Below are 12,385 nucleotides of genomic sequence, written 5' to 3' on the forward strand. Positions count from 1 at the left end.
CGCGATTTGGCCGTGGTTATTCGCCTTCGAGAATGCTGTCGGGCTGAATATCGATCTTGGCACCGGTCAGCTTGGCGGCGAGTCGTGCATTCTGACCCTCCTTGCCGATGGCCAGCGACAGCTGGAAATCGGGAACCAGGGCGCGAACGGCCTTGATCGACTCGTCCAGGATGAAGGCGCTGGACACCTTCGCCGGGGACAGCGCGTTCGACACGAAGGTCGGCAGGTTCGGCGAGTAGTCGACGATGTCGATCTTCTCGTTACCCAGCTCCTCGTTGACGGCGCGCACGCGGCGACCCATCTCACCAATGCAGGCACCCTTGGCGTTGATCGAGGAGTCGGTGGCGCGCACGGCGATCTTGGTGCGGTGACCGGCCTCGCGGGCCAGCGAGACGATCTCAACCAGGCCGTTGGCGATCTCGGGAACCTCGAGCGCGAACAGCTTGCGCACCAGGCCCGGGTGGGTCCGCGACACGGTGATCTGCGGGCCCTTGGTGCCCTTGGCCACGGCGGTCACGTAGACACGGATGCGGCGACCGTGCGAGTAGTCCTCGCCCGGAACCTGCTCCTCGGGGGGCAGAATCGCCTCGACGGTGCCGAGGTCGATGTGGATCATCTTGGGGTTCGGGCCCTGCTGGATGACACCGGCAACGATGTCTCCCTCGCGGTCCTTGAACTCGCCCAGCACGCCGTCATCGGCGATGTCGCGCAGACGCTGGGTAATAACCTGCTTGGCCGCATACGCGGCGATGCGACCGAAGTCGTCGAGGTCGGCCTCGGACTCGCCGATGATCTCGCCCTCCTCGTCCAGCTCGTGCAGCAGCACGGCGACGTGGCCGGTCTTGCGGTCCAGGTGGACGCGCGCCGAGGGTTCGGGCTGGCCCTCCTGGGTGACGTGCTTGAGGTAGGCCGTGAGGATGGCCTGCTCAATAATCCCCGCCAGTTCATCAAACGGGATTTCGGTTTCCCGCTCGGTCAGTTTCAACACACTGAGGTCGATATCCATCGGAGGCCTCCTCTATATTCAGCTACACAAAACCCTGCGCTCTGGCGCGGGGTCGATCTATAACCGTACCGGATTTTTGGGCACGGCGTCACCTCGAAAGCCTGGAAATCTCCAAGTTTCTGCGAACTCTCGGCAAACCGGGTTAGGCGCCCAGCTGCCAGGCGGGGAACACCCCGCGCGGGTCGACGGCGGCGCGGATCTTTTTCAGCCGCGCGGCGTTATCACCGAAATAGGCGCTGGCCGGGTTTTCGATGCCCGCATCGGGATAGTTGACGTAGGCTCCGGGGCCCCAGGCCGGGGTGGTCACCGCGCGCAGCGTGCGCACGGCCTGGCGGTAGGGATCGGGGTTCGCGCCGTCGGCAAAGTTTGCCGTGTACTGGGCACTGAACAGCGCGCCGCGGTGTCCAAACGCGGTGGCGTCGACACCGAGGGCGTTGGCCTGGCCGCCGAGCGCGTCAAAGGAGAACCCGCCCTCGGTCACGCCCGCCACCTTGCCCACGCCCTCGGCGGCCTGGATCAGGGCGGTGATCTCCGCGGCGGTGAGCGCCCGGGTCGCGATCCCCGAGGTCGCCGCAAACGAGGTGCGGGTGAGCTTACCGCCCGGGCCCGAGACGCACTGCGCGGCGGTGGATCCGGCGCAGCCCGCATAGCGCATCATCGCATCGAGATAGCCGTGCCGGGTTGCCTGGTTTCGACCGGGGGCAGGGACTCGACTCAGGAGGCCGGCGAGGGCCGCGGTGTGTCCACCATTCGGCCCGATCCAGGTGCCCGAAACACTCAGCGAGGCTCCGCCCGGATGTGTGGATCCGGTCAGCAGCTTGAGTGTGGACCACAGCTGCGGGTCCGCCTGCGGTGCCCACTCCTGCCAGGCGGCGATGACCGCCGGGGCATTGCGGGCATCCCAGGAGAGGAAGTACATGGTGACCTCGGGCGCGGGCTTGGTGTTCAGGTGGAACGCGGTCACCACACCGAGCAGCCCGCCGCCCCCGCCGCGGCAGGCCCAGAAGATATCGGGATCGGTGTTCGCATCCACGGTGCGGGTCTTTCCGTCCGGGGTCACGATCTCGACCGCCGCCACCTGGTCGCTGGTCAGTCCAAACGCGCGGGCAAGCACCCCCACTCCCCCGCCCAGTGCGAGGCCGCCGATGCCCACCGAGCCGCAGCTGCCGCCGCCGATGGCCCGGCCTGCCGCCGCGAGCTTCTCGTACACCAGCGCGAGGGGCGCGCCGGCACCGATGCGGGCGACGCCGGTGCCCGGGTCCACCTCGACCGAGTTGAGACCGTGGACGTTGATCACCAGTTCCTCGGGCAGACCGGTGTTTCCGCCGCCTCCGCTTGACCACCCCGCATAGTTGTGGCCGCCGGAGCGGGTCGCGATGCGCAGCCCCGAGGCGGCGGCAAAGCTCACCGCGGTGGCCACGTCGGAGGCGTCCCGGGCGCGCACAATCGCCGGCGGCGCGGCCCCGTCGTATACGGGAATCTCGGTGGGGACGGCGGCGCGGTAGGCGTCGCTGCCGGGCCGCAGCAGCCGGTCGCCGAGACTCTGGGCGAGGGCATCCCAGTCGGGCGGCCCGGCCGACACTGAGGGCGAGGGTGACGGGCTCGGGAGAATGCTCGGCGATCCACTCGGGCCGGGATTTTTCACCGGCGCACATCCGGCGAGCGCCAGCGCACCCAGAATCAAAAAGTGACGACGCTCCAGTTCCATCCGACGCTCCCCTTCGCTAGCCCTCGGTTGATCACTGTGGTCAGGCTATCCCCATCCGGGCCGCCGCGCGGGAATTTCGGGAGGTCCAATCATCAACTTCTCCAGGTATTCAGTCGAGCGATGCATATTGCCCGGCCGGTGTGATGCGGTTTTATGGCCCCACCCCCGAAGTGTTCGGGGCGACGAAGACGTCAGGAGAATGCATGTCCTTACAGCGCTTATTGGGGATTGGCGCCGCCGCGATACTGGGTATCGCCGCCGCCACCTCCGCGGCCCTGCCCGCGCAGGCGGCCCCGGCCGAACCCGCGACCTCCAGCTCGTATCATCAGCCGAGCACCCCACCCGTCTTGGGTGCCACCCCCTATCAGGGATGGAACACCTACTTCGGTCTGGGTGGGGATTTCACCACCGATAAGGTCATCGAGGTGGCCGATTTTCTGAACTCCAGCGGGCTCGCCCAGGCCGGCTACAACATCGTCTGGCTGGATGGCGGCTGGCAGGCCGACACCCCGCGCGGTGCCGACGGCCAGTTGCAGGGGGATGCCGCCCGCTTCCCCGGCGGCATGAAGGCAGTGGCCGATGCGATCCACGCCCGCGGACTCAAGGCCGGTATCTACACCGACGCCGGTCCGTTTATGCCCGAGCACTGCGGCCTGGGCAGCTACGGTCACTACCAGACCGATGCCGATACCATCGCCGCCTGGGGATATGACGCGGTCAAGGTTGACTTCCTGTGTGGCATCGCCGCCGACCTGGATCCGCAGACCGTCTACACCGAGTTCGCAACCGCGCTGCGCAACAACGCCAGCGGACGCGACATCATCCTGAACATCTGCAACCCGGTAACCTCCCCCGACTGGGGCAACTACCCCGAGTCTCAGCAGTCCACCCACACCTGGAGCTACGCCCCGGCGATTGCCCAGTCCTGGCGGACCTACACCGACGTGGGCTTTGTGGGCAAGATCACCTACCGCGACGTGCTGCGCAACTTCGACGCCAACGCCGCGCATCCCGAGGTTGCCGGTCCCGGTCACTTCAACGACCCCGACTATCTGGGACCCCAGCTGGGCCTCTCCGATGAGGAGTTCCGTTCGCAGATGGCGCTGTGGTCCCTGGCCGCCGCCCCGCTGGTGATCGGCAGCGACCCGCGCACCTTCACCCCCGAGACCCTGGCGACGCTGACCAATAAGGATCTGCTGGCTATCAACCAGGACCGTCTCGGCAAGCAGGCCACCCGCGTGGGTGCCGCCGGTACCACCGAGACCTGGGTGAAGCCACTGGCCGATGGTTCGGTCGCCGTGGGCCTGGTCAACCGTACCGACGCCCCGGTGAGCATCTCGACCACCACCTCGGCCGTGGGCCTCTCGTCTAAGCGGGTCACCGTGAAGGACGCCTGGACCCACACCACCACCGAAGCAAACGGAACCCTGCGTGCCTCGGTGCCCGCCCGCGGCGTCGCGGTCCTGGTGGTCAAGAAGGCCACCGGTTTGCCGCAGAGCGCCCGCGTGGTCGCCGATGCCCCGGCGATCACCGCGATCAACGGCCAGCCGGTTCCCGCCAGCGGAGACGTGCTGACCTCGGCCGGCGCGACCCTCACCGGCACCGTGACCCTGCACAACGACGGCACGATCCCCGTGGTCTCCCCCCAGGTCTCGTTCACGGCACCCAACGGGTGGAGCGCGAGCGTGGTTGGATCGCAGCCGGTGCTGATTAAGGCCGGAAAGAGCGTGGACGTAAAGGTCAAGTTTGTGGTGCCCGCCGGTGCCAGCAACGGCAGCGTCTCGCTGGGCACCTCGGTGCGCTACATCGGCGTGCGGGGCAAGACCACCGCCAACGCCCCGGCCCTCGGTGTGACCGTGGCCCCGGCGCCGCCGACCGGCACCGACCAGCCGCTCTCGGCTCACCCGTGGATCTCGGCCACCAGCGGATGGCTCTCGCCGAGCGTGGATGCCAGCGTGGGCGGGGGCAGCCCGCTGAAGATCGCCGGGACCACCTACCCGACCGGCCTCGGTGTGGCCAGCCCCTCGGACATCCGCTACTACCTCGGCGGCACCGCCACCCGGCTGACCGGCGTGGTGGGTGTGGACGATGTGGTCAACAACGTCGGACCCGACGGCGGCACGGTGACCTTCTCGCTGATCGCCGACGGCCAGACCATCTGGGAGAGCGGCACCGTGACCCGCGGCCACGCGATCCCGTTTGACGTCTCGCTGACCGGGGTGCGCGACCTGACCCTGCACGTGGGCGACGCCGGCGACGGCGGCTATAACGACCGCGCCGACTGGGCCAACCTGAAGATTAGCGCCCACTAGCCTCGATCGGGTACCCCCAACGGCCGGGCCGCGGCGCGCATCCTCTGCGCGTCGCGGCCCGGTTGTGTGTATGGATCGGACACCGCCTCGGGGTTAGGGCGCAAGCCCGGTGGCGCGGATGCCCCAGTCCAGGGCCCAGGTCTCGCCGGGTTCCAGGCGGTGTAGGTCGGTGCCCGAGTTCAGGGCGTCCGGTGGCGCGGTCATCGGCTCGACCGCGATGGCCAGGTGATCGTGGCCCACGCCGGGGAAATCGTGGGTCAGATAGATCTGGAGCCAGCGAAAGCGCGGGTCCATCCAGAGTTCGACGGCGGCGTCACGCCCCCGCAGCACGCTGGTTACCACGCCGTCGCGAGCGCTCAGCTCGGTGAAGCCCAGGTGCTGCGGCCCGTCGAGGACTGGGACGCCCGCGCGCAGGTCCCACTCGGTGCCCGCGACCGGTACCACCCGGTCGGGCAGGTCGTCGGCGTCGAGCAGCAGCGCCTCGTCCGCCGGAATTTCCAGCGTGAGCTCGGCCGCGGGGACGTCGCCCAGGCGCAGGTACGGGTGCGCGCCCAGGGCGACCGGAGCCGCGCTCTTGCCGGTGTTGGTCACCGTGGTGCGCACCCGGATTCCCGCGGCCTCAAGCGCATATTCCACCAGGACATCCAGGACAAACGGGTAGCCGGGGGCGTTGCGGATCCGCGCCCCCAGGAGCACCGTGGAGGCGCGCAGCTCGCGCACCTCGAACGCGGTATCGGCCAGCAGCCCGTGCAGCGCATTGCCGCGGGCGGGCTCGGTGGGCTCCAGCTCGAATACCCGGCCCTCCCACTCCCAGCGGGCACCACGCACCCGGTTGGGCCAGGGCACCAGGGTGACGCCCGAGGCCGAGACGGGACGCGCGGCCTCCGCACTCCCCCGGACCAGCGCGGTGTCATTCACCCAGAGGCCCTGCAGACTCGCCCCCACGCACGAGATGGCGGCGCGCACACGCGCGCCGCCATCGTTCGGCGTGAGGGTGATCGGGCTAGTTGCCCGCACCATCGGAAACAGCACCATCGGAAATCGCAGTGCCGGAGGCGGCATCGACGGAAGCGGAACCCGACCGGTCGGAGGCGGCCACCACATGGAACAGGACCGAACGGTCGGGATCCAGCGAAGGCGATTCCAGGCCCACCAGACGCAGGCTCTTGCCGCTCAGCGTGACCCCGCCCGCCATCCACGGAGGCTGCACCCCCGAGGGAAGGGTGCCGTCGGGATAGACGGCGCTCACGGTGTAGCGGGCGGCGTCATCCAGCCCCGGGAAGCCGATCCGGCCCACCGGCCAGGTGCGCGGACGCTCGGTGATCGAGAACGCATACAGCGCCTCATCCCGCGCGGGCGAGACCACCCCCTCAAACCGGGCCGCGGGCTCGGAGAGGTCGGCGTGCACCACGGTGCCGCCGTGCAGGAGCGCCCGGTGTGCCTTGTGGAAGTCGATCCAGGCGGCCACGCCGCGCTTGGTCTCGGCATCGGCGGTCAGCAGGTTGGTCTCCACACCGAGGTGCCCCCATACGGCCTTTTCGCCGCGGTAACTCAGCGGGTGCGAGCGGTGGGTGGTGTGCGATTCCTCGGCGCCGATGTGGGTACCCTGCAGCTCGGGCGGCACCACCAGCGAGGTCCAGCGCTGGATCTCCAGGCGCTCGTGCGGGTCGTTGCAGTCACTCAGCCATACCCGCTGGGTGCGCTCCAGCACGCCGAGGTCGATCCGACCGCCGCCGCTCGCGCAGGACTCGATTTCCAGGCCCGGGTGTCGCGCGGCCAGCTCATCAATCAGCGCGTAGGCGGCAAGGGTTTGGGCGCGCAGGCCGGGACGGCCGTCCTCCGCGTGACCGGCATCCAGCAGGTAACGGTTGTGATCCCATTTGACATAGGCGATCCGCAGCGCGGTAATCAGCGCCGAGATCCGCTCCAGTACCAGCGCATAGGCCTCGGGATTGCCGAGGTCCAGCACGTGCTGATGCCGCGAGGGCAGGCCCACACCGTGGCCGGCATCGAAGATCCACTCGGGGTGTTCGCGGGCCAGCTCGGAGTCCAGGTTGATCATCTCGGGTTCAAACCACAGCCCGAAGTCCATCCCCAGTTCCTCGACCCGGTCCACCAGCGGCTCGATCCCGGTGGGCCACACCGCGGGGTCCACGATCCAGTCGCCGAGGGAGGTGGTGTCATCGCGTCGACCGAGGAACCAGCCGTCGTCCACCACAAAGCGCTCGGCCCCGATCTTCGCCGACTCCTCGGCGAAGGCGATCAGGGTCTCGAGATCCTGCTCGAAGTAGACGGCCTCCCAGGTGTTGACGATCACCGGACGCGGCGAGCTGGGATAGGCCGGCAGCGCGCGCAGGTGGCGGTGGAAGCGGGCCGACAGCTCGTCCAGCCCCTCACCCCAGGCCCCGTACTGCCACGGGGTGGTGTAGCTCGCGTCCCGGGCCAGCTCGACCTCCCCCGAGGCCAGCACCTCGCTCGCGGCCAGGCGACGCACATCCGCCGGGGTGCGCTCGGCCACCAGGGTCTGGTTGCCCGACCAGCCCAGGTGCGTAGCCCATACCCGGCCCGAACGGAACCCGAATCCAGCCTCTCCGGCGGCGATCAGCAGCGTGTGTTCGAGGCCCGGCTTGCCGCCGCGCGAGGTGCGCGCCCACTCGCCCACGTGGAATTCGCGGCGCTGCGGCACACGCTCCAGCGACCAGCGTCCGGTCAAATCCAGGATCTCGGTCGCCGCCTGCGGCACGGGCAGCGCAAGCTCGAGGCCGTCCACCCGGAAGGTCTCCTCGGCTGCGTTGGTCAGCGTCGCGCGCTGCCGGATCAGACCGCTGGCGTGCAGCAGCTCGATCTCGATCCGCAGCGTCAGTCCGTACTCGGGATCCGTGGCATCGGCGATCAGCGTCTCGGCCTCGGCCGTGGACGCGGTGCGCGCCTCCACGTGCGCAAACTTCGCCGCCCAGCGGCGACCGGCGCTGTCCCCCACCAGCCCCGGGCGTCCCATCCACCCCTCGCTGAGCTGGCCGAGCACGGGGATCGGCTGGGCGTAGGTCACCGGGCTATCGCCCACCGCGGGCAGCGCGGCCCGGGCGATGGTGGCCACCTCGGCGGCGTCGATCGCGCCCAAATCCTCGCCCCAGTAGAGGATGCGCGGCAGCCGCGCCTCGGCAAGGGAGACGATGACGCCGGTGCCACCGGCACGCAGATACACAAATTCGGAAGACATGAAAACCTCTTTACTACTTGACCGAGCCGAGGGCCAGGCCCCCGATGAAACTGCGCTGGAACACAAGGAAGACGATGGTCGAGGGGATCGCGGCGACCACGGTGGCCGCGGCAATCACCGACCAGCTGGACACATACTGTCCCTGCAGGGAGAGCACGGCCGCGGTGATCGGAAGCTTCTCCGAGCTCTGCAGCAGGGTGATCGACCACAGCAGGTCGTTGAAGATCCAGGTGAAGGAGAGCGCGCCGAGCGCCGCGAGCGCGGGCCGGGTGAGCGGCAGGATCACCTGAATGAAGATGCGTCCGACCCCGGCACCATCGAGGGTCGCGGCCTCCTGCAGCTCGTGCGGAATCGAGCGCATGAAACCGTAGAGCACAAAGGTATAGAACCCCAGGCCGAAGGCGATCTGCACGGCAATCAGTGCGCCGAGGGTGTCATAGACATCGATCTGCTGGGTGATCCGAGTCACCGGAATCAGCAGCATCTGCACCGGGAGCAGGTTTCCGGCGAGCATGATCAGGAGGATCGTGCGACGGAAGGGAATCTTGAACCGACTGAGTCCGAAGGCGGCGGCCGCGGCCAGCAGCAGGGTCAGGACCACGGTGGGGATCGTCACGATCATCGAGTTCACCAGGGCGGGAAGCAGGTCGCCCTGCTGCCAGGCCTGCGCATACGTATCGAAGGTGAAGGTGCGCGGGATGCTGGCGATGCCGTTTTTGGCCACATCATCGAACGTACGGAACGAGGTGATCAGCACGATCAGGATCGGGAGGAACCAGGCCACGGAGATCAGGATGCCGGTGGTGTGGAATCCGGCGGTGGCCGCGCGGCGACGGCGCGAGCCGCGCCGGACCGCGGGCCGGGGTGCCGGAACCGGAAGGGTTTCGCGGCGGGACGGGAGCGTATCGGTCAAGATTCCTTCTCCTCGGACAGGGCACGGACAAGGTAGGAGATGATCACGGCGATGGCCAGCACAAAAATCACCACGGCAATCGCCGAGGCATAGCCAAGGGCGTGGGAGCTAAACGCGGTCGAGAACATGTAGGTGCTGAGCAGCTCGGTCGAGTGATACGGGCCGCCGCCGGTCATGGCCCAGACAATGTCGAAGGAGCGTAGCGAGTCGATCAGCAGGACCGAGATCACCACCATGGTTACGCTGCGCAGCTGCGGCAGGGTCACGAAGCGGAAGCGCTGCCAGGCCGAGGCGCCGTCCATCCGGGCGGCCTCCTGGACCGAGGGGTCCAGGGCCTTGAGTCCGGCGATGAAGAGGACCATCACGTAGCCGATTTCGCGCCACAGCGCGGCGACGATCACGGCGTAGAGGGCGGTGTCCGAGTCGCCCAGCCAGACGCGGGTCCAGTCGTGCAGACCCACCGCGTCGAGGACGTTATTGAGGACACCATTGGGCTGGAAGAACGCGCCCCAGATCAGCGCGGTCACCACCAGCGAGAAGACGATGGGGAGGAACAGGGCGGTGCGGTAGATGGCCACGCCGCGTCGCTCGGACTGGAAGAGCAGGGCCACGCCGAGGCCCGCGAGGAACGAGATGCCGCCGAAGAGCACAATCCAGATCGCGGTGTTTTTCAGCGCGGTGAGGAAGATCGGATCCGAAAACAGGTCGGTGTAGTTTTGGACGCCGACCGAGGTGGCCGGGCCGATCCCGTTCCAGCGCAGGAACGAGAGCGAGATGCCCTGAAAGGCCGGCCAGAACACGCCGACGGCTTCGATGAGGAAGGGAACAAGAACGAGTACGAAGACGAGCGGCGGCGGAATCTTGATCCGCCGCCGCCCGCGTACCGGAGTACTGATTGTCACGAATTAGCTCGGATCTTCTGGGACGCATCTTCCCAGGTCTTGAGGATCTGGTCGATGTTTCCGGGGTTGGCGATGAACGAGGTGAGGGCGGTGTCGGCGGGGGTCTGCTGCGCATCCCCGGCGTCACGGTTGAAGAACTGGGTCACCGACTTGGCCGACTGGATCATGTCCTTGCCCTGGGTGGCCAGGGCATCGAGGGTGACCGTGGCCTTGAGGTTCGCCGGCAGCGCGGTCCCGTCCTGGCCCTTGGCCAGCTGGGTCTGCGCCTCGGCGCTGGCGATGAAGTCGAGGAACTTCTTGGTCAGCTCGGGCTTGGTGGTCTTGACGCTGGCGATGAAGCCGTCGGTCGGGGCCTCCTCGGCGATCGGCACCGAGGGGTCGATCACCGGGAACTGGAAGAAGGCCAGATCGTCCTTCTTGTCCGCGGGGATCGCCGGCTGAGCCCACGCACCCAGCAGGTACATGGCCGCCTTGCCCTGGGAGAAGTCGCTGATCGCCTGGTTGTGCGTGGTCCCCAGGGTTGAGGGGTTCACAAACGGCAGGATCTGCGCGAACGCCTCGAAGACCTTCTTGACCTCGGGGCTGTCATAGGACTTCTTGCCCGCGAGCAGCTCCTGGTGGAAGTCGGCACCGTTGATCCGCAGGTCCAGGTAGTCGAACCAGGCCGAGGCCAGCCAGGTGTTGTCGCTGAGCCCCATGGTGATCGGGGTCACGCCCTCACCCTTGATCTTCTCCGACAGGGCCAGGAACTCGTCCCAGGTCTTCGGCGGAGTCACGCCGAGCTTTTCGAAGTCGCTCTTGAAGTAGTAGACGCCCCACCAGTAGTTGTTGGTGGGCACAAACACCTTGGTTCCCTTGGCATCCTCACTCAGCGAGGCGAGGTTCTCGGGGAAGTCCGCCTTGTTCTTGTCCCAGACGCTGTTCAGATCCAGCAGCAGGTTCTGGTCGGCGAAGTCACGGGTGGCCTGACCGGCGTACCAGGTGTAGACATCCGGCGGATTCTTCGAGGTCAGGTAGGAGGGCAGCTGCTGGTTGAAGGTCTGGGTCGGGATGCTGTTGATCTTCACCGTGCCCTCACCCTTGGCGTTGAAGGTCTTGACCAGTTCTTCCAGGCCACCCTTTTCGGCGTCGGTGAAGCGGGACTGCAGGATCAGCGGTCCCTCGGAATCGGGGCCCTCCTTCGGGCCCTGCGCCTCGCCGCCGGTGGACACACAGCCTGCCAGCAGCGCGGTGGCCAGGATGGTGCTTCCTACGGCACCCAGCCATCGGGTGTGCTTACGGGTCATCTTTGACTCCAATTCATTGGGGGAATTTCACGATCGGTGTGTGCTCAGGCGACTGATTCCACGACCGAATGTATCCAATTTAAGCGGGCAGACCCGCACGGCGTAGAAGGAAGCCGCGAACAATATGGACATTTCGATGATCCTGCGCAAGAATTCTGGCATGCTCATTCCCGATGGTTTTCCCGGACAGCGCATGCTGGTCCTCCCCCGCCCCCGGGCGCGCGAATTTCTCCAGCAGGAGGGGACACTGGGACTTGTGGTGACCGACTGCGGATACTTCCCCAAGGCTCAATCCCACGGCAGACGGCGCATCTCCCCGATCCCCCAGGCCGTGGTTTTGGCGTGTGTGGAGGGGGCCGGCTGGTGCGAAACCGAGGCCGGACGATTCGAGGTGGAGCGCGGCCAGGTGGTCATCCTGCCGCCGGGTCTGCCGCACTCCTACGGATCCAATGAGGAGAATCCGTGGACCCTGTGGTGGTTCCATGTGGCCGGTCCCCAGGTGGCATCGTTTCTGCGTGTCGCGGATATCACCCCGGCAACCCCGGTGCGTTACCCGCGGGATCTGTACCCGATCGTCTCGCTGATGGCCGAGGTGCTGGCCTGGATGGAACGTGACTCCACCACCACGAGCCTGCTCGCCGCCTCGGGGGCGGCCTGGCATGCGCTGACGCTGCTGGCGACCGAGCGGGCGCAGTCGGGCCAGCGCGAGGACGTGATCGAACACGCGGTGGACTACCTGCGCGCCCATATGGCCGACCGGATCAGTGTGCCCGATCTGGCGGCGATGGCCTCGCTCAGCGCCTCGCACTTCAGCGCGCTGTTTCGCAAGCAGATGGGATATCCGGTGCTCCAGTATCAAACGATGCTGCGGATGGGCCGCGCCCGCGAACTGCTCGACACCACGGGATCAACGGTCGCGGCGATCGCCGCCGAGGTGGGCTATCCCGACGCCCTGTACTTCACCCGGCAGTTCAAAAAACTCCACGGCGCCACCCCGCGCGAATACCGCGACCAGCACAAGGGCTGAGCGCGGTATTC

Annotated in this window: 9 protein-coding genes; 2 read left to right on the forward strand and 7 right to left on the reverse strand. The window is 67.4% G+C overall.

Annotated features, from left to right (window positions below; translation table 11 throughout):
- Positions 1–16: 16 nt before the first annotated feature.
- Both nusA and C7C57_RS11440 read right to left on the reverse strand, forming a co-directional pair.
- Entirely contained in the window at positions 17–1,006 is a 990-nt protein-coding gene (gene nusA / locus C7C57_RS11435) for a transcription termination factor NusA (protein WP_030142920.1), read from the reverse strand.
- Positions 1,007–1,148: 142 nt separating this feature from the next.
- A complete protein-coding gene (locus C7C57_RS11440; protein WP_187976524.1) occupies positions 1,149–2,714 on the reverse strand; it encodes an FAD-binding oxidoreductase in 1,566 nt (521 codons plus the stop codon).
- Between the two features lie 203 nt (positions 2,715–2,917).
- Here C7C57_RS11440 and C7C57_RS11445 point away from each other — a divergent pair, with 203 nt between their 5' ends.
- The gene (locus C7C57_RS11445; protein ID WP_187976525.1) at positions 2,918–5,026 is read left to right on the forward strand and encodes an NPCBM/NEW2 domain-containing protein; all 2,109 of its coding nucleotides are present in this window, start codon (positions 2,918–2,920) and stop codon (positions 5,024–5,026) included.
- Between the two features lie 93 nt (positions 5,027–5,119).
- On the opposite strand, the gene C7C57_RS11450 is transcribed toward C7C57_RS11445, so the two are convergent.
- From C7C57_RS11450 to C7C57_RS11470, 5 genes are read right to left on the reverse strand one after another with little or no spacing between them, the layout of a single operon-like run.
- Positions 5,120–6,046 (reverse strand): aldose epimerase, encoded by a 927-nt coding sequence (locus tag C7C57_RS11450; RefSeq protein ID WP_187976526.1) that lies wholly within the window; start codon positions 6,044–6,046, stop codon positions 5,120–5,122.
- Positions 6,030–8,246: an alpha-galactosidase gene (locus C7C57_RS11455; RefSeq protein WP_187976527.1), complete on the reverse strand. Its 2,217-nt coding sequence runs from the start codon at positions 8,244–8,246 to the stop codon at positions 6,030–6,032. Before C7C57_RS11455 ends, C7C57_RS11450 begins: the two co-directional genes overlap by 17 nt.
- 13 nt (positions 8,247–8,259) lie before the next feature.
- Positions 8,260–9,159, reverse strand: coding sequence for a carbohydrate ABC transporter permease (locus C7C57_RS11460; protein WP_051701431.1), 900 nt, complete (start codon positions 9,157–9,159; stop codon positions 8,260–8,262).
- Positions 9,156–10,061: a carbohydrate ABC transporter permease gene (locus C7C57_RS11465; RefSeq protein ID WP_187976528.1), complete on the reverse strand. Its 906-nt coding sequence runs from the start codon at positions 10,059–10,061 to the stop codon at positions 9,156–9,158. The genes C7C57_RS11460 and C7C57_RS11465 overlap by 4 nt, the downstream gene beginning before the upstream one ends.
- Positions 10,058–11,347, reverse strand: a complete 1,290-nt coding sequence (locus C7C57_RS11470; protein ID WP_187976529.1) for an ABC transporter substrate-binding protein — start codon at positions 11,345–11,347, stop codon at positions 10,058–10,060. The genes C7C57_RS11465 and C7C57_RS11470 overlap by 4 nt, the downstream gene beginning before the upstream one ends.
- Positions 11,348–11,507: 160 nt before the next feature.
- Here C7C57_RS11470 and C7C57_RS11475 point away from each other — a divergent pair, with 160 nt between their 5' ends.
- The gene (locus tag C7C57_RS11475; RefSeq protein WP_187976530.1) at positions 11,508–12,374 is read left to right on the forward strand and encodes an AraC family transcriptional regulator; all 867 of its coding nucleotides are present in this window, start codon (positions 11,508–11,510) and stop codon (positions 12,372–12,374) included.
- Positions 12,375–12,385: the final 11 nt, after the last annotated feature.

Origin of the sequence: Mycetocola sp. JXN-3, from assembly GCF_014522285.1 — a bacterium.
GTDB classification, from domain to species: Bacteria; Actinomycetota; Actinomycetes; order Actinomycetales; family Microbacteriaceae; genus Mycetocola; species Mycetocola saprophilus.

Coding starts and splice junctions, on each gene's coding strand:
- nusA (WP_030142920.1), bottom strand. CDS start 1,006: ATGGATATCGACCTCAGTGTGTTGAAACTGACCGAGCGGGAAACCGAA.
- C7C57_RS11470 (WP_187976529.1), bottom strand. CDS start 11,347: ATGACCCGTAAGCACACCCGATGGCTGGGTGCCGTAGGAAGCACCATC.
- C7C57_RS11445 (WP_187976525.1), top strand. CDS start 2,918: ATGTCCTTACAGCGCTTATTGGGGATTGGCGCCGCCGCGATACTGGGT.
- C7C57_RS11450 (WP_187976526.1), bottom strand. CDS start 6,046: ATGGTGCGGGCAACTAGCCCGATCACCCTCACGCCGAACGATGGCGGC.
- C7C57_RS11455 (WP_187976527.1), bottom strand. CDS start 8,246: ATGTCTTCCGAATTTGTGTATCTGCGTGCCGGTGGCACCGGCGTCATC.
- C7C57_RS11440 (WP_187976524.1), bottom strand. CDS start 2,714: ATGGAACTGGAGCGTCGTCACTTTTTGATTCTGGGTGCGCTGGCGCTC.
- C7C57_RS11475 (WP_187976530.1), top strand. CDS start 11,508: ATGCTCATTCCCGATGGTTTTCCCGGACAGCGCATGCTGGTCCTCCCC.